At 51.2% G+C, this 16939-nt stretch carries 19 protein-coding genes; 9 read left to right on the top strand and 10 right to left on the bottom strand.

The genetic code is table 11. The annotated features are described in order from the left end of the window. Nucleotides 1-51: 51 nt before the first annotated feature. The 3 genes from TERTU_RS04345 to TERTU_RS04335 form a co-directional block, all read right to left on the bottom strand. A complete protein-coding gene (locus TERTU_RS04345; RefSeq protein ID WP_015817622.1) occupies nucleotides 52-825 on the bottom strand; it encodes a hypothetical protein in 774 nt (257 codons plus the stop codon). Nucleotides 826-1005: 180 nt separating this feature from the next. Continuing rightward, complete coding sequence (locus TERTU_RS04340) at nucleotides 1006-1617, bottom strand: LysE family translocator (protein WP_015820559.1); 612 nt, start codon at nucleotides 1615-1617, stop codon at nucleotides 1006-1008. Between the two features lie 62 nt (nucleotides 1618-1679). Further along, the gene (locus TERTU_RS04335) at nucleotides 1680-2330 is read right to left on the bottom strand and encodes a YiaD family glycine zipper/OmpA-like lipoprotein (protein WP_015817051.1); all 651 of its coding nucleotides are present in this window, start codon (nucleotides 2328-2330) and stop codon (nucleotides 1680-1682) included. An 89-nt stretch (nucleotides 2331-2419) separates the two neighbouring features. Between TERTU_RS04335 and TERTU_RS04330 the strand changes: the two genes are divergently transcribed. Further along, nucleotides 2420-2974 (top strand): leucine-rich repeat domain-containing protein, encoded by a 555-nt coding sequence (locus TERTU_RS04330; RefSeq protein ID WP_015817653.1) that lies wholly within the window; start codon nucleotides 2420-2422, stop codon nucleotides 2972-2974. Between the two features lie 188 nt (nucleotides 2975-3162). Here the strand turns inward: TERTU_RS04330 and TERTU_RS04325 are convergent, their stop codons facing one another. The 6 genes from TERTU_RS04325 to fabV all read right to left on the bottom strand — a co-directional run bounded on the left by TERTU_RS04325 (nucleotide 3163) and on the right by fabV (nucleotide 9172). Continuing rightward, nucleotides 3163-3432 carry a PilZ domain-containing protein gene (locus tag TERTU_RS04325; RefSeq protein WP_015819659.1) on the bottom strand — a complete coding sequence of 90 codons (270 nt, stop codon included), beginning with the start codon at nucleotides 3430-3432 and terminating at the stop codon, nucleotides 3163-3165. Nucleotides 3433-3931: 499 nt separating this feature from the next. Further along, a complete protein-coding gene (locus TERTU_RS04320) occupies nucleotides 3932-4696 on the bottom strand; it encodes an MBL fold metallo-hydrolase (protein WP_015820829.1) in 765 nt (254 codons plus the stop codon). 6 nt (nucleotides 4697-4702) lie between these two features. Continuing rightward, nucleotides 4703-5899 (bottom strand): outer membrane protein assembly factor BamC, encoded by a 1197-nt coding sequence (bamC, locus tag TERTU_RS04315; protein ID WP_015820488.1) that lies wholly within the window; start codon nucleotides 5897-5899, stop codon nucleotides 4703-4705. 33 nt (nucleotides 5900-5932) lie between these two features. Continuing rightward, entirely contained in the window at nucleotides 5933-6808 is an 876-nt protein-coding gene (gene dapA / locus TERTU_RS04310) for a 4-hydroxy-tetrahydrodipicolinate synthase (RefSeq protein ID WP_015817398.1), read from the bottom strand. Between the two features lie 100 nt (nucleotides 6809-6908). After that, nucleotides 6909-7955: an NADP(H)-dependent aldo-keto reductase gene (locus tag TERTU_RS04305; protein ID WP_015816797.1), complete on the bottom strand. Its 1047-nt coding sequence runs from the start codon at nucleotides 7953-7955 to the stop codon at nucleotides 6909-6911. 26 nt (nucleotides 7956-7981) lie between these two features. Next, nucleotides 7982-9172: an enoyl-ACP reductase FabV gene (gene fabV / locus TERTU_RS04300; RefSeq protein ID WP_015818592.1), complete on the bottom strand. Its 1191-nt coding sequence runs from the start codon at nucleotides 9170-9172 to the stop codon at nucleotides 7982-7984. A gap of 95 nt (nucleotides 9173-9267) precedes the next feature. On the opposite strand from fabV, the gene TERTU_RS04295 reads away from it, so the two are divergent. The 6 genes from TERTU_RS04295 (at nucleotide 9268) to TERTU_RS04270 (ending at nucleotide 14345) form a co-directional block, all read left to right on the top strand. Next, nucleotides 9268-9840 carry a MiaE family protein gene (locus tag TERTU_RS04295; protein WP_015818142.1) on the top strand — a complete coding sequence of 191 codons (573 nt, stop codon included), beginning with the start codon at nucleotides 9268-9270 and terminating at the stop codon, nucleotides 9838-9840. 12 nt (nucleotides 9841-9852) lie between these two features. After that, the gene (locus TERTU_RS04290) at nucleotides 9853-11109 is read left to right on the top strand and encodes a hypothetical protein (protein ID WP_015817271.1); all 1257 of its coding nucleotides are present in this window, start codon (nucleotides 9853-9855) and stop codon (nucleotides 11107-11109) included. Further along, on the top strand, nucleotides 11102-11869 hold the full coding sequence (locus tag TERTU_RS04285) for a sulfite exporter TauE/SafE family protein (RefSeq protein WP_015816871.1): 768 nt from the start codon (nucleotides 11102-11104) through the stop codon (nucleotides 11867-11869). The genes TERTU_RS04290 and TERTU_RS04285 overlap by 8 nt, the downstream gene beginning before the upstream one ends. Nucleotides 11870-11901: 32 nt before the next feature. Beyond that, the gene (locus TERTU_RS04280) at nucleotides 11902-12858 is read left to right on the top strand and encodes a hypothetical protein (RefSeq protein ID WP_015818329.1); all 957 of its coding nucleotides are present in this window, start codon (nucleotides 11902-11904) and stop codon (nucleotides 12856-12858) included. Continuing rightward, the gene (locus tag TERTU_RS04275; RefSeq protein WP_015818801.1) at nucleotides 12858-13697 is read left to right on the top strand and encodes a CPBP family intramembrane glutamic endopeptidase; all 840 of its coding nucleotides are present in this window, start codon (nucleotides 12858-12860) and stop codon (nucleotides 13695-13697) included. The genes TERTU_RS04280 and TERTU_RS04275 overlap by 1 nt, the downstream gene beginning before the upstream one ends. A gap of 114 nt (nucleotides 13698-13811) precedes the next feature. Further along, nucleotides 13812-14345 (top strand): DUF2058 domain-containing protein, encoded by a 534-nt coding sequence (locus TERTU_RS04270; protein ID WP_015817024.1) that lies wholly within the window; start codon nucleotides 13812-13814, stop codon nucleotides 14343-14345. Between the two features lie 98 nt (nucleotides 14346-14443). Here the strand turns inward: TERTU_RS04270 and TERTU_RS04265 are convergent, their stop codons facing one another. Continuing rightward, entirely contained in the window at nucleotides 14444-15646 is a 1203-nt protein-coding gene (locus TERTU_RS04265) for a hypothetical protein (protein ID WP_228378263.1), read from the bottom strand. A 295-nt stretch (nucleotides 15647-15941) separates the two neighbouring features. Between TERTU_RS04265 and TERTU_RS04260 the strand changes: the two genes are divergently transcribed. Continuing rightward, complete coding sequence (locus TERTU_RS04260) at nucleotides 15942-16394, top strand: bacteriohemerythrin (RefSeq protein ID WP_015820052.1); 453 nt, start codon at nucleotides 15942-15944, stop codon at nucleotides 16392-16394. Between the two features lie 14 nt (nucleotides 16395-16408). Beyond that, on the top strand, nucleotides 16409-16867 hold the full coding sequence (locus tag TERTU_RS04255) for a bacteriohemerythrin (protein WP_015820224.1): 459 nt from the start codon (nucleotides 16409-16411) through the stop codon (nucleotides 16865-16867). The last annotated feature ends 72 nt before the right edge of the window (nucleotides 16868-16939 follow it).

Below are 16939 nucleotides of genomic sequence, written 5' to 3'. Positions count from 1 at the left end.
ATCTGAATCGGCAAGCGTTAATGCTAATTTTTTAGCACAAGAGTGAAGAATCTAAACCGATTTACGCAAAAGAACGCGTGAATAGCCGTACTGATAGATAATCACAGCCACTAAAGCGAGCACAAAAGCGACGTAAAAGCCAAGTGAGGACGAGAGAAAACTGAGCGAAAAATAGAAGAAGAGCAAGCCGACAAATCCGGCTACCAGGCCGCGCAATAGCAGCACGGCCGCCGCAGCGCCCGCTGAACGATGGGTGAACACCGCCATAATCGTAGTCGCCACCGGAAACACCACCAGAACGCCACTCAACATCGGCCCAGAGCGGGAAGCTCCCGCAGTGACGGCTAACACCAACACCACAGCCGCCTGCATGCGGATCAACATCTGCCGCCAGTCGACGCGCGCAAGAATGATGTCGACGTTCGGCTTAGGCAGCAGGCGATAAACCAACCAGACAATAAACACCCCACCCAGGTAAATGATCAGAGGTGTCGATTGCCAGGCAAGAAGAATGGCTGCAGCGGCGCTGAAACCTGTTAACGCAGCGCAGAAAGCTAACCACCAGGGCTTTTCTGCCATGGCAAATCGACTGTAGACGAGACAAAAAACCGCGACCGCAGGAATGCCACGCAAAGTACCCGTTGCAGATTCAACCGCAAAATCTTCGCCCTGCTCCCAGGCAAGAATTAAGGTAATCGGGCCTGCGACCAAAGGCAGCGCTGTCACCAATCCACCGATAACGGGGCCGAAACGGCCCGCGATTCGAGTGGCAACAAGTATCAAACCGGGTACAAGTGTCAATTTAACGAGGGTAAGCCAGATCACCGATATACCAATCTAAGGGCGCGAGGGACAGTGGTCGATAAAGGGCGAAAACGACACACAGGGGTAACGCAATCAGCGGAAGTAGCCTATGTCTCGCCCGGAAATCATGCCCAAACTCATCCCTAGTTGCCAGTAACTGTACGCGCGCTACACCCGCACCTACACCAGCACCAACCGCACCTACACCAGCACCAACCGCAGCGCCATAGCCACAAAAACGATTGCAGCGCAGCGGTTTAGAATGCGCAACCGTGTGGGTGTGACAAATCGCTTGTTTAACCAGCCTGCAGCGAACGCCACGCTAATAAAAACCGCGAACCCGCATATTATGAACGTCAGGCCCAAGACCATCACTTGAACCGCTATCGGCCAACCGTCGGGCTGCGTGAATTGGGGTAAAAACGCGAGAAAAAAAATTGCCACCTTTGGGTTCGAAATATTCATCACGATCCCACGGCGATACAGCGGCCACCACCCTGTATCAATACTTTCGCAGCCGCCCACGGAAACAGGGCTGCGCCAGGACTGCCAGGCGAGCCACAATAAATAGGCCGCACCTAACCAAGTGATCGCGGTAAATAAAATCGGGGAGGTTTTGATCACTGCCGCTACGCCTAAAGCGACCATCGCAGAGTGAAAGATCAGGCCCGTGCCAAGACCGAATGTCACCCATACACCGACGCGTGCTCCGCTAACCAGTGACTGAGTAAACACAAAAAGAATATCGGGGCCTGGCGACAACGCTAAGAGCACCGCCGCCAGTGCGAAAATGTAAATAGTTTCAGCGCTCATCGGAACCTCAAGAAAATCTACCGACGGCGCATGTTAAACACTTCCCTGTGCGGGTGAAAGCCTTATTCGGTTGGTTCCAGTTTCAATTCCACGCGGCGGTTTTGCTGACGCCCTTGCGCAGTTTTGTTGGAAGCAATTGGCATGCGGGGACCGTAGCCCACAGCTTGTACCCGACCAGAGGCGACACTGCGGTTGAGCAAATAAGAGCGCACTGAATTTGCACGGTTTTCACTCAGCTGCTGATTATATGTTGCAGATCCCGTCGAGTCGGTGTGGCCTGAAACTACGATCACTGTTTTCTTAAACTCCTTGAGCACCTGGGCCACCGAGTCCAGCACAGAATGAAATTCAGGCTTAATGTCGAAGCTATCAGTCGCGAAAGTAATGTTGCCCGGCATGATCAAATTAATCGTGTTGCCATCACGCTGTACCTGCACACCCGAACCTTGAAGCTGTTGGCGGAGTTTGGATTCCTGCCGGTCCATATAGTAACCAACGCCACCACCTACCGCTGCACCTGCAACCGCACCAGTAATCAAACCGCGATCGCGATCTTTATCGCTGGACGTTGCCGCCCCAACGACCGCACCGGCAATCGCACCCACCGCAGCACCGGTGGTCGCTTTGCTTGCCTGTTTTTCACCCGTGTAGGGGTCGTAAGTTGCGCAGCCAAAAAGCGAAACCAACAACAGACCAACCACAAGATTTTTCATAAAGCCTCCATTAATGAATCGAGAAATAACCAAATAAGCGTAAAATAATCCGTTTAATGAGCAGAGTTCATCCACCAATCGGGGATTTTATGGAAAACACACCAGCGCCAGCAGCTCACTCAAGCGTGCGCAGTTTACGGAGTTTACAAGCTCCCGTCTGCGGTCTCCTTCTCTCCTTCTTATTAAGCTGTTCACAGTATGAATTTACGCTGAACGAAAAGACTCTTTACGATCCAACCACCTTCCGGCGCGAACTGTCGCTTAAGGATAAAGACCTGGAGAACTGCGTAAAAAATGTGGTAAACGAACAACAGATCACCGCAGCGAGGCAGGTTCGCCAACTGCTTTGTGGGCCAGGAAAGATTTTATCGTTGGAAGGAATAGAAATTTTCAACCGTGTTCAACAACTGGGTCTAGCTAAGAACACAATCGAAAACATTAGTTCATTGGCCGCTCTGCGCGAACTTCGCCATATTAATTTGGCGGACAACGCAATTACAGACGCGAGTATTCTCGATGAACTGGAACAACTCCAGTATGTAGACTTGTCCGGGAATCCGGAACTTAACTGCGCATCTACAGCAAAGTTGCAAGCCCGCAAGCAGATCGAACTTCTACTTCCGAAGCACTGCAGACAAGAATAAAAAACCGCTGGACTCGTCGAACCAATAACAAGGTGCATTCACCCCAATCTCGTTGCGGGTCGCCAGCCGCGAGGGTGTAAAACCGTTGAGCCAGCTGTCAGTAACGGATTTTTTACGAGACGGGAGTCAACCTGCATAGATGAGGATGATATTAGCTGGCGCTGAGTCGACTTGCTTTGACTGTGCCGCTAACGCGGCATAAACATTAACCCTATGACATTGCGATTGCAGTGGACAATCTTCATTTCAACCGGCTCCAGGTTAATTGGGCCAACAATTTTGTGAAATTTCACCGACACCACAGTTCCCACTGGTGGCACTGGCGTGCTCTCCAAACCAACCTGAGCGCCACCGTCAGATATGTCACGGGTAAAACCAACCAGGGTGCCGAAAGCCGGATGCGTAATCTCGACACGTATGGACGTTGGGGTTCGTTCGTATTTACGGCGCTCTAGCACACACTTTTCCTCTGTCGTCAAAAGTTGAATGATCCAAACGTCTTATAACCCGATCAATCACCTCAAAAAACAAGCTTAGCTCAATGTGGAATTTTTGCTGTAAAGAGCAAATTATCGCGCCGCTGTTAATAAATTCCTTATCCACAAAAGCTGTGGATAACTCTGTGACCAACATCATGACAAACGCGTCCAAGTACCATGGTTGCTTGCCTGCAGTCGGTTTGACGGCATTTTAGTCAATTTGTAATAAAGCTTATAAATCAACAAGTTACAATCGTCAGACGAAAAAATATACGATATCTGTATGATTTACCGACACCTTGTTGCTTAAAGTAACGATGTGTGGAAAAGTTTTTTTGTCAACCCCATTTTGGGGCTTGACGTAGAAGTGTTTACTTACTTTGTGAAGAGACTGGGAAGAGAGGAAACAGCGGGATTTTATAGGGGAAAAACGCGCCAAACAGGGGCATAAAAATTGACGCCTAATTCCCTTTAGATTCTAAAGCAACGAAAGCCAACCGGTGGCGGAATCTTGTTCGGCGTACACAACTTCGGCGTTCGCGATTACATGTGGATCGATCAGCTCGCGCACCTTTGCGAGTGCGTTATTTTTTTCACTGATGTGCCCAACCACCAGGCAGCGCAGCGCGCTCTGGTCGATTTGCTGCAAAAAAGCTGACGTCTGTTGATTATTCAAATGCCCCCAATTACTCCCCACTCGCGCCCGCAACGATGGCGGGTAAGGGCCATTCGCAAGCATCGTCAGGTCGTGATTCGCCTCCACCAGTAAACCATGACAGCCCTGATACTGGGATAATACATGCGGTGTTATGGTGCCTAGATCGGTGAGAATACCGAGCTTCATGCCTTGATAACTAAACACGAACTGGCAAGGCTCACGGGCATCGTGCGGCACTGCCACGGGCGTTACAGTAATGTCGTGAATCTGGAAAGGTTGGTCAGGAAGAACAGCTCGAAAGTGCGGTATCTCGCCACATTTACCGCTGATAAAACTACCGGATGTCATATAGACCGGTATTGTGTGCCGACGTGCAAGTGGGCCAACACCCTTTATGTGGTCCGCATGCTCGTGAGTAACCAGTACAGCGGTAATGTCGGCGGCACTCAGTTCCAATAAGGCCAACCGCTTTTCCAGTTCGCGCAGCGTGAAACCACAATCGACCAGTAAACACTGATCGCCTACGCGAACGACAGTTGCGTTTCCACGACTGCCGCTGCCTAAGGTCGCAAACTGGTATTGCACGCGAGACTAAATCAGATTTTTACGCAAAATAGTCAGAAGATGTTTAGCGTCGTCGTCAGAGATACGTTTGCCGCGATAATCACGAATGTTCACCAACGCTTTCGACTCTTGATAAGTCATCACTATTAAATAGCCCTGCGCCTTATGCTTGAGCTTTGTGTTGCTAAAACCTGTGCCAGGACGATCGCCAAATTTGGCTTTAACCTCTGTACCGTTATTAAGGTTGGACAGCAGTTCAGTGAGCGTGTAAGGGGCTTTTTTCGGCAGCGGTTGGTCGTCACTCCAAAACGCGAGAGGGTGGAAAAATCCGGCCTCTTCCTCGTCGTAGGTTGTGTATCCAGCATAGATCACACCCGCGTCCACGCTGTCATCCCAAACTTTAAAACCCTCTTCATTAGCCGCGTGTGAGAGTGTTGCCCAGGCGCGAACTTTAGGGACATGGATCACCATTGTGGGTTCACCGTTAAAACGTGTGAAACCTGCTTTTAAGTCGCCACCCACATTTTGCCCGAGTAACGAGGCTGCATTGTTATCCACGGTTTCGGCCAGCGAATTGGCGAGCTCACGCAATAACCACTCCTCGCGCTCTTCGGAATCCGACGTCGCTGGCCAGTCTGGTTGTTTGCCGCTTTCGAGAACTGCGCGCTCAACCTGTTGCTCGAGTACGTGAATTTCGGTGGTTTCAGGATGAATACCTTTTTCCAGTCTGATGCGATATCGCACAGCGGTGGTTTGGTCATCTTTAAAGCCCACCCACGCCGTTTCGATAATTCCCTGCGCCGGGTTGCTGCGGGCGACATCGAGCACTCCGCTATTTAAAAAGTACTGAGTACGCGGCCACACCTGCGCCGTCGACGCATTGAGGTAGATCCAGCGGTCACCTTCGAGCTTCTGAATTTTAACGCCGACTTCGCCTTTCTCACCTAGCGCTAAAGGACGGGGCACTTTGTATTCATCAAGCGACACAGGATCGCCAAAAGCATCTGTGGAGCGTACGTTGGGGATAGGATAAAGCGGCTCAAGAGGCACGCTTTCCATGTCGGCAGGCAATTCTATCGGCTCGATCGAGCCGCTTTGCAGATAGTCTGAACCGCGACCGCGAAACACACCGTGTTTGCCAAAAAAAGTACTGCAACCAACGAGATTAACGAGCGAGACTAAAACGAGCAGGCGAACTGCGGTAGTGGTGCGGTTTAGATTCATACAGTTATTGCTTTAATAAATACAGGGTTAACGCTAAATCGCGCCGGCAGACAGCATCGCCGCTTCCAGTTGCGCATGATAAACCGCATTCAGCGGCGTTAAAGGGAGCCGCAACGCGCCATCCAAAAAGCCCATTCGTGCCATGGCCCATTTCACCGGCACCGGGTTAGCTTCTAAAAACAGCGCTTCATGCAAGGGCGCCAGAGGTCTGTCCAGCTCCCGAGCTTGTTCGACATTGCCAGCCAACGCCAGTTCACAGATTTTTGCAGTTTGTGCAGGCACCACGTTGGCGGTAACAGAAATCTCGCCGTGACCACCCAGCGCCATAAAGTCCACTGAGGTCGCATCATCACCAGAAAGAAAAATGAAACTGTCGTCGGTGAGAGCCTGCATTTGCTGCAGACGCTCCATGCTCGCAGTCGCGTCTTTGATGCCGACAATGTTTTCCACAGTCGCGAGACGCGCAACCGTTTCAGGGAGCATATCCACTGCCGTGCGCCCAGGAACATTGTAAAGGAACTGCGGAATAGCAACTTCCCGGGCGAGATAACAGTAGTGTTGATACAAGCCTTCCTGCGAAGGCTTGTTATAGTATGGGGTGACCAGCAGGCAGGCATCGGCTTTTGCCTGTTTTGCGCCCTGAGTCAGCTCCAACGCTTCAGAGGTTGAGTTGGCACCAGTACCAGCAATAACAGGCACGCGCCCATTCACCTGGTCAACCACCTTGGAGATGACCTCCAGATGCTCAGCCATATTTAAAGTAGCACTTTCACCCGTAGTGCCCACCGCAACTATCGCGTGGGTACCCTGCTCCAGATGCCAGTCGATGAGCTTGTGTAGGGCATCCCAATCCAGCGAGCCATCCGCTTTCATTGGGGTCACTAACGCGACCATGCTGCCTCTGTACATACGTCATCTCCGGTATCAGATCAAAATGGGCGTCAATGGTACTGGCGTATTCGCATACACTCAACCATTTCGATCAATTGGTTGCCGCTTGGGGGTCGCTTTAGGGTGAAGGGTTGGGATAGCGCTGATGAATAGTCTCTATCCCCTCCAGTACTGCCTCACTCAATTCCAAGTCGATACTTTCGATGTTGCTTTTGAGTTGTTCCAAATTAGTCGCGCCAATAATGTTCGCAGTGACGAATTCGCGGCTATTAACGAACGCCAGCGCCATCTGCGCAGCGTCCAGCCCGTGCTCTCGGGCGAGCTCCACATAGGCTGTAACGGCGTCTTCTGCATTCACCTTACCGTAGCGGGTAAAGCGATCAAACAGGGTCAAACGTGCACCGGCCGGTTGCGAGCCGTTCAAATACTTGCCGGACAATACACCAAAGGCTAGTGGTGAATACGCCAGCAAACCGACCTGCTCGCGCATACTAAATTCGGCACAACCCACCTCGTAGGTGCGATTAATCAGATTATACGGATTTTGCACAGATACCACGCGCGCGAGATTATGCTTTTCGGCTAACCGCAAGTACTCGGCGATGCCCCAGGGTGTTTCGTTAGACAAGCCGATGTGGCGAACTTTGCCCTGAGTTACCAGCGTATTCAGCGCATCCAGCGTTTCTTCAATAGGAATGAGGTCACTCTCTTCAGTGTGGGTATAGCCCAACTTGCCGAAAAAATTCGTCTGCCGCTCGGGCCAGTGTACCTGGTACAAATCCAGATAATCGGTTTGCAAGCGCTTGAGCGAACCTTCGACTGCCGCAAAGATATGCTCGCGCGAAAGCCGCGCTCCATCGCGAATATGACCGACACCCGAGTTTCGGTCAGACCGGCCAGTCACTTTACTGGCGAGCACGACCTTATCTCGGCAACCCCTGCTCGCCAGCCAATGGCCGATGATTTCTTCGCTCTTACCGCAAGTTTCCGGGCGCGGTGGTACGGAGTACATTTCCGCAACATCGATAAAATTCACCCCCATATCGACGGCCATGTCCAGTTGTGCAAAACCTTCTTCCTGCGTGTTTTGCTCACCCCATGTCATGCTGCCAAGACAGATAACACTTACATCGATATCGGTATTACCGAGTTTGCGATATTTCATTCAGAATGTACTCCTAAGCGACAGTTCTACTCTACCAGTGCCAGGGCTACGTTCGGATCGACATCTTCTTCGTAATCAACGCCGTCAACGCCAAAACCAAACAGTCCGAGAAATTCCTGTTGATAGCCTTTAAAGTCGCTAATTTCCAGCAGGTTCTCTTCGGTGATTTCGCCCCATAATGCCTCGACGCCAGCCTGTACTTCGGGTGACAATTCTTTTTCGTCAACGCGGAAGCGGTTGGCATCGTCGAGACGCGGGCTGTCACTGTACAGGCACTCGGTGAACAGGCGGTTAAGCTGTTCGATACAGCCTTCCTGGGTGCCGTTCGCCTTCATCACTTTGAATAACGCGGAAAGGTACAGGGGCATAATAGGTATCGCGGAGCTGGCCTGGGTAACCACGGCTTTCAACACCGCAACGTTGGCGGAGATATTTTTCTCGCTATGTGCGGAGGCAATCGCGGTCGCCGCACGATCCAGATCTTCTTTCGCTTTACCAATGGTGGCTTTACCATAAATAGGCCAGGTGATTTTTTCACCAAGATAAGTGTAAGCAACGGTTTTACAGCCTTCGGCGAGCACGTCCGCTTCTGCCAGAGCGTTCATCCACAACTCCCAGTCCTCACCACCCATCACTTTAATGGTTTGCGCAATTTCCTCGTCGGAAGCTGCGTCTAGCGTTGTTTCGGTGATTTTCAACGTATCGGTATTCAGGTTTTTCGAGGTGTACGCCTGCCCCACTGGTTTCAGCACCGAAGAGTAGACTTCGCCGCTATCCGGGTCTTGCCGACGCGGTGACGCCAGACTGTAAACCACCAGATCGATCTTGCCCATTTCCGCCTTGATCACGTCAATGGCCTTGCTTTTGGCTTCGTGAGAAAAGGCATCGCCGTTCATATTTTTTGACCAGAGCCCGGCCTTTTCGGCGGCCTGCTGGAATGCGGCGACATTGTAGAAGCCTGCGGTACCGGTTTTGCGCTCAGTACCGGGCTTTTCGAAAAATAAACCGAGGGTTTTTGCACCACAACCAAATGCGGCGACAATACGGGACGCCAAGCCATAGCCTGTAGACGCGCCTACAACCAGCACATTCTTGGGACCATTCTCAATTTTCCCCTGTGCCTGGGTGTATTCGATCTGCGCCTGCACGTTGGCAGCACAGCCTTTTGGGTGCGCATTCGTACAGATAAAGCCACGAACTTTGGGTTTTATAATCATGCTTTCTTCCTGCAGTTAACTTTGAGGGAGCCAGGCCATATACTGGCTAAGCGGCGCATTATATACCAAAGCTCAATAACTACTGTAACCACCCCATGTTTGAATTGCGATACACCACCACACCCGCCTGGACCCAGGCGGTACTCGACGACTTCAATGCGTTTCTCATCGACCATGCAGCAGCGGAAAAAAAGGCCTCAGGCATGGCGGTGTCGATGCTCTCCCACTACCCGGATAAACCGGATATTGTGCTGGCGATGAGCGACCTGGCGATTGAAGAAATGGCGCATTTTCGCGAAGTGATCAAAATTATGATCGAGCGCGGACTGCAGCTGGCTCCCGACACGCGTGACCCCTACGTTAACCAGCTGCGCAAGCTCTCCCGCGCAGGTACTGACGTCTACCTGCTCGACCGCCTGCTGCTTGGCAGTGTGATTGAGGCGCGGGGTTGCGAACGGTTTGGCCTTATTGCACAAGCACTGCCGGTTGGAAGCATGAAGGATTTCTACATTGCGATTGCAGAGTCCGAGTCGCGCCACGAGGATTTGTTCTTGAAGTTGGCTCTCAACTATTTCGCAGAGCAGACAGTGACAGAAAGGCTGAATGAAATCCTCGATGCGGAAGCGGAAATCGTACGCCAATTGCCGATTGTAGCGGCCTTACACTGATCGCATACATTAATGTCTCGCGCGCAAACCCCGCTCCAGAAATATCTCGCTCAGTATGCAGAAACCGAAAGCAGTGAGCTAAATGAACTGCCGGAACTTACCTGGCAGCGGGTAGTGGTGATTCCCGCTTTCCGGGAAAGCGACCAGTTTCTGCGGCGGTTTAAACACACTTACGGCACGCTTGCCGCGCCGAGCACCATGCTGGTACTGGTGGTCAATCGGCCGGATAGCATTAGCCACTGCCCGGAAAATCATCAGCTGATCGAAGCCTGCTACCAGCACTTTGGGCCGCTACTGTGGCAAAAAAACAACCTGAGCATGATGAGTAAAGGCCCACTCACGTTGCTGTTGGTTGACCGCGAAACCGTTCCGATTCCGGTGAAGCAAGGGGTCGGCCTCGCGCGAAAAATTGGCTGCGACCTGGCAGCTGCGCTGTTTGAAAAAAAGCGGCTCACGACGCCCTGGATCCACTCCACCGACGCAGATACGCACCTGCCCGAAAACTACTTCTCGCCACCTGACCACAGCATAAATCGTGGCGCTCAGGTGTTTAACTTTCGCCATTTCGGTAACGATGCCGATCCAGATTGCGCAGAGGCGACCCACATTTACGAACAGCACCTTAACTACTATCGCAACGGACTCAGTTGGGCCGGGTCACCCTACAACTTTTATACCCTTGGCAGCAGCCTCGCCATCCATGCGGAAACCTACGCGCAGGTGCGTGGATTTCCAAGAAAAGCAGGCGGAGAAGATTTTTATCTGCTAAATAAAGCTGCTAAATTACAACCTATAGTACAGCGCCAGGAGATTACGCTTCAGATTAACGCCCGGCACTCGGATCGCGTACCCTTTGGCACCGGCCCCGCCGTCGCAAAGATACTGGCCCTGCAAGCGAAGGGCAGTGCGTTTGCGACTTACGATCCACGAGTATTTATTTACTTAAAAAACTGGCTTGCCTACGCACCCTCACTTTGGACGATTCTGCAAAGTTTTCCGAAGTCTCCACTCGATGCTGCCAACCTGAAAGCCTGCACAGATGCAGTCCCTAAAGCGCTTTTCCCTGCGGTGTCTGCGCTGAATTTCGATGCATTTTTGCAACATGCCGCTAAGCAATGCCGTACGGATCGCGGCTTTTGGCAACACTTTCACTCCTGGTTCGACGCATTTGCGACGCTAAAATTTATTCACTTTTTACAAGCCTCCGATTTTCCTCCAATTCCTATCGACCAGGCGTTGCGCGATTTTGCCGAGGTTTCCCGTGGTTAACATTTTCGATCAAATTGTGTTACTGACGATATCACTTATCGCCAACACCCTCTCGGCGCTGGCGGGCGGTGGCGCGGGGTTACTGCAATTTCCCGCACTCCTGTTTTTAGGTCTTCCCTTTACCACTGCACTGGCCACCCACAAAATCGCTACGGTCGCGCTCGGCGCGGGCGCCACGCTCAAGCACTGGCGACAAGGCAATACACAGTGGTTTTTCGCCATTTTAATGCTCATTAGCGGGCTGCCCGGCGTAATTCTGGGTGCTCGCGTAATTATCGAAATTCCTGAGTCAATCGCAAAATTCAGCCTCGGAGTGCTTACCATTGGTCTCAGTGTTTACTCCTTGTATAAACCGCAACTCGGGCAGGATCACACCCCCATCAACCGCAACGCGCGGGGATATTTTATTGGCGCCGCCATGCTGTTTACGCTCGGGGTACTCAACGGTTCGCTGACATCCGGTACCGGATTGTTTGTAACCCTTTGGCTGATTCTTTGGTTCGGCTTCGACTATCAGCGCGCTGTCGCTTACACGATGATCCTGGTGGGGTTATTCTGGAACGGCACCGGCGCACTCACGCTCGCACTGCTTACGCCGGTTAAATGGGAATGGTTGCCCGCGTTATTAACGGGTTCTGCGCTAGGCGGTTATTGCGGCGCCCATTTTGCAGTGAAGTATGGAAACCCTGTAATTAAACGGATTTTCGAGGGCGTCACGATGCTCGTGGGCCTGTCGCTGATACTGAGTGTAACCTTTTGACCCCGAACCTGTTTACAATCCGCGCGTGCGGCATGGCTCTCATAGTTTTTGCGTTGCAACCGAGCGCAGCTTTTTGCAACGACATTGAAAAATCTACAGACCAACCACCTCACGAAGACATTTTTGACAAAAGTCGCGAAGCCATTGGCGATGCGTACATCAATCTCGCGGACAGAGTCGACCTGTTTGTTTCTCGCCGGGATTATGCCCGCAATCGCAACAACAGCCGTTTGGCGCTGTCTCTGGGCAACACTTGGTTTGAGGGCGGCGACCAGGAATACGACATAAAACTGCGTACCCGTGTGGACTTACCCGGCACCGAAGAAAAATTTAAACTGTTTTTCGAGTCCGACCCAGACGAAGGAAAAAGTCTCGCCGATAGAAACCGTTCTGTCGCACGCAATGATCGCGTCACTCGCAGCCAATCGGTTGCCGGTATCGAGTACTCAAAACCCACCGAACCCAATCGTTGGAAGCACTCGGGAAGCGTTGGTGGCAACTATAATGAGGGTATCGATTTGTTGCTGCGCTATCGTCTGCGGCGGTACTGGCAGGTCGGTGCAGACACCACCTTCCTGTTCCGCCAGGATCTATGGCATAAGAGCAGTATCGGTTGGGGCGAGACCACCCATCTTGAGCTTACCAAGCCCTTAAAATCCTATCTTTGGTTAAATGTTACCGCGGAGCTAGAAGTACGCGATCACGATAAACCCATGGAGTATGCCAATATCTGGCGAATGGACCACCAGCTCACAGATCAATGGAGCTTGACCTACAAACTCGGTCTGCTGGGTGAAAGTGATGAAGATGACAATAACCACCTCTTCGACGACCGCTTTATCAGTACGACATTGGGCTATACGCTAGACCGACGCTGGGTAAGCATCTATTTCACACCCGAGATATACTACCCGGAAGACAGCGACTATAAGCCAGAGTATTCTTTTACTCTAACTTGCTCACTCCAGTTTACTGACGACAAAAATTAATGAGCCAACGATTCTTCCTGCATCCGAAAAATATCTTCACTGCGCTCGACGAAATAGACAACACTCCGCCCTCATACACGCTAGATCGTGCACAAAGCCTGCGGCGCATATTCTGGACACTGGCGTGTGTGAGCGTGAGCCTGCTTATCATTCACTACCTGAAATACTTCAGTGCGCTGCAAAGCTTTCTTGCATTCGTCTCCACTTTCCAGGGGCGACCGGAAAACTACGCTTTGTCGCAACTACAGAAACATGAATACTTCAACCTGTTGAGATACTGCTGGTGGACGTTTTGGCATGTTATCGGTTACGTGTTACTGCCATTTTTATTGATACGTTTCCAGCTAAAAACCTCATTCGTACAAATGGGATGGCACTTCAACGATACCGCGAAGCACTGGAAAGGCTATGTATTGTTGATCAGTCCGATTTTACTATTTGTTTTTCTGGTATCGTTTCGCCCGGATTTTCTGCAACACTACCCGTTCTATAAGCAGGCTGGGCGCAGCTTCTTTGACCTTATCGCCTGGGAAGCCCTCTATCTACTACAGTTCTTGTGCCTGGAGTTCTTCTTTCGCGGCTTTATGATTAACGCATTACGGCCCGCAGTAGGCGCCAACGCAGTGTGGATCATGTGCGTGCCCTACTTGATGATACACTTCCCGAAACTCTGGCCCGAGGCGACAGGCGCTATACTCTTTGGGTTGTTTCTCGGTATTCTAGCGCTACGATCCCGTTCCATTTGGGGCGGTTTTTTGGTTCACGCCGGAATCGCGGTAAGCATGGACATTGCTTCGCTCCTGCGCCAAGGGCTGCTGCCGCAACAGTTTTGGCCCTAGTCAGGGCAGGCTTAGCACTGTTGGCTCACAGCCAGGTGATGTCATCCACAGAATTTCAACCACAGAACTTCAACTACATAATTTCAACTACATAATTTTAACTACAGGTGCCCCATGAGCAGCTTACAAGACCAACTGTTAAAGGCGGGGCTTGTCGATAAAAAGCAAGCTAAAAAAGCCAAAAAAGATAAAGTTAAACAGCAACGCGTCCAGAATAAATCGAGCCAGCCTCAGGTTGACGAGAACAAAGAGCTTGCACGCAAAGCTCAGGCCGAAAAAGCAGAACGTGACCGCCAGTTAAACGCTGAGCGCGATGCCCAGGCAATGCGTAAAGCAATTGCCGCGCAAATTAAGCAACTGGTAAATCTGAATGCGGTGAAGCGTGAAGGCGACGTGGCGTACAATTTCACTGATGGCAAAACCATCAAAAAAATTTATGTTAGCCAAAAACTGGTGGATCAGTTGGCGCGTGGCCAGTTGGCGATCGCCAGCGTAGGCGAAGAATACCAGGTGATTCCTGCGAAAATCGCCGACAAAATTGCCGAACGCGATGCTTCATTTATTGTTTCGCAGGCGAGCAATACGCAAGCGATAGATGAAGATGATCCATATGCGGATTATCAAATCCCAGATGATCTAATGTGGTAAGCATTTAGCAGCCCGTTCATATCGAAAAAAGGCTGACGACCGCCGTCAGCCCTTACCGAATTGGCGTTAATCGAGCTTCTCAGTTCAATTAAATTCAGTTAATAGATTTTATAAGTATCGAACACCGCGAGACTCTCTGGCGCAACACCCTGTACTGCGCTTTTCAAATCCGCAAGATTCACTTTCCCTTTTTTCATTAAAACCCGCACCACATCATCCACACTGGCCTTGTTCGACGTTCTCTGGCGAATACTTTTATCCAGCGCATCGAAAAAGTTTGCAGCACCGGCCTTAATCGCTGAGGACTTTTTCGCCTTTCGAAAATCTTTATGAGAGCCGGCACGACGCGCCTGGCTCGCCAGTAACTTATTGTATCTCGCAGGCGTTAAACCACCGGCGCGCAACAATAGGTTGCTCGAATAAAATTCGGCTATGCCCTCCACAATCCAATCATCTTTTTTGGTGGCGTGAATTCCGGTAATAACATGAGTAAGCTCATGGATGAGCGTGCTGGACCCATTTTCACTCACCATCGGTCGCCCGCTGTGCAGATAAAGTGAGTTGCCTGCCGACAACCCGCCGCGCCATAAAGGGCTGCCACTACTCACAATTAGAATTTTGGCAGGCAGCGTTTGAAAGGCCTGCTCCATTTGCGGCCAAAGCATATTGAGCAGCACTAGCGCGTCCATGCGACTGTAATCCGCGACCACCGGCGCGCTCACCGCCACCTGAGTGTGCGAGCCTGTGCCGAGAGAATCCCGGCGTGTCCCCAGCTCCCCTGCGATTATCCATCCGGTAGGGCGCGAGAACCGCCGCTCAGGATTATCCAGTAGAAACCCTTCGCTAACATCTTTGGGTAATTCTTTGGCAGCTATCGCCTGCCACCCGGTATTCACATGCGGCCAGGTTTCAGGAAGTTTGAAATACAGCCTGCTTTGAGCGACGGCCCCCTTACGCGCGACCACGCGGGCTGGCGGCACCATATCGTCGCCGCGAAACAGCGCATAACTCTCCTCCCACCAGGCGTCATAAGCCTTCGCAGCCAGGCGCGAAGCTCGAGGATGTTTAATCGGGCAGCGAAATGTCAGCTTTGCGGCCTTTGCACCCGGTCGCCACAGCAAACGATCACCATCACGCTCAAGCGACTGCTCGCTGGTGAAGTCGACACACTGGGAGTGCGCCAAATTAAAATCCAGCAACTTAACCGCCCCCGCGTCTGGTAGCGCGAGACTGACCACGACCTCCCCGGGTCTGGCTGCCAGATCAAAATAGTAATTGACCGGGTATTGAGTATTTGCCATGACCTTGATACAGAACAGAAGGCTGGCACAAAAAATCATTATTCTACTAGTGAATGTAGTCATAGTTGCGCATCGATTTTATTAATGAAACATCGGAGTATTTGCAGTACCGGCAAGTTTTTCCAGCGAGAGACCCATTGGCATCGCCTAAATAACACGCGATTTACGCCACCAAAAACTGGCGCCTTATTCATCTACTCAATCGCTAATTCTTGATCTTGCTCTGTGTAAACACACGACTCCGCTTCTATGATCAAAAAAAATCGCAATTTATCCGTTGCCAGGAGGTAGCATCATGGCAATTACCTGGAATTCAGAACTGGAACTTGGTATTCCGGTGATCGATTCACAACATCGTCGCATTGTTGAATACATCAACGCTGTCTACCATGCTCGTAATACTCACAGCCTCGAGGAGATAGTGGAGGTGCTGGACGAACTCGTCGATTACACCTTGTCTCACTTCGCTTTCGAGGAAAATCTCATGGAAGAGGCGGGCTACCCTTTCCTGAACGCTCACAAGAAGGTACACCGCCTTTTTGCGCGGAGGGTAGGCAGCTTCCAGCAACGCGTTAAGACCGGCGAAGACATTACCGAAGAGTTGTTACATGTGCTCAAGGCCTGGCTTATTAATCACATAAAATGCGACGACAGAGACTATTCAGAGGTGGTTCGCGCAAACATGGTAGAAGCAACCCGACGAACCAAAGCCAAAAAAGGCAGTTGGTTCAATAGATTGTTTGGTTGAGAGGAGCTACGCCCATGATCGCCTGGTCTTCCGCGTTCGAAATCGGTATCCCCGTCATCGATAAGCAGCATCAGCGCATCATCGAATATATAAACCGTGTTGAGCAATTAAAGTGCGAGTCCAGCAATCGCGAGCAAACGTCGGAAATACTGGCCATGCTGGTGGACTACACCTTGTCTCATTTCGAATTTGAAGAAGCGCTGATGGAAGAAGCGGGGTATCGCGAACTTGAAGAGCATCAGCTGACTCACCGCGCATTTGTACAACAACTGGAATCGCTACACGCGCGCTTTAAGAGCGGCGAGCCGATCGCCAGCAAGTTAGCACAGATGCTGATGCATTGGCTCTTGGAACACATTAAAGAAGACGACTCCAGCTACGCCCCCATTGTTAAAGAAAATATTCTTGGGCAGGAGCCAGACTATCACCTGAACTGGGTGCAGCAGATGTCACAGCGCATATTTCGGCACTGATCCCCGGGTCTGTCGTAAACCTGCGTTCGCTGGTAAGCTGGCCGCCTCTTTAAACAACTTAGTTTCAAGTAC

This window comes from Teredinibacter turnerae T7901, assembly GCF_000023025.1.
Classification (GTDB): Bacteria; Pseudomonadota; Gammaproteobacteria; order Pseudomonadales; family Cellvibrionaceae; genus Teredinibacter; species Teredinibacter turnerae_B.
The sequence above is the reverse complement of the archived record's forward strand: the minus strand, read 5'-3'. Positions and strand labels throughout refer to the sequence as shown.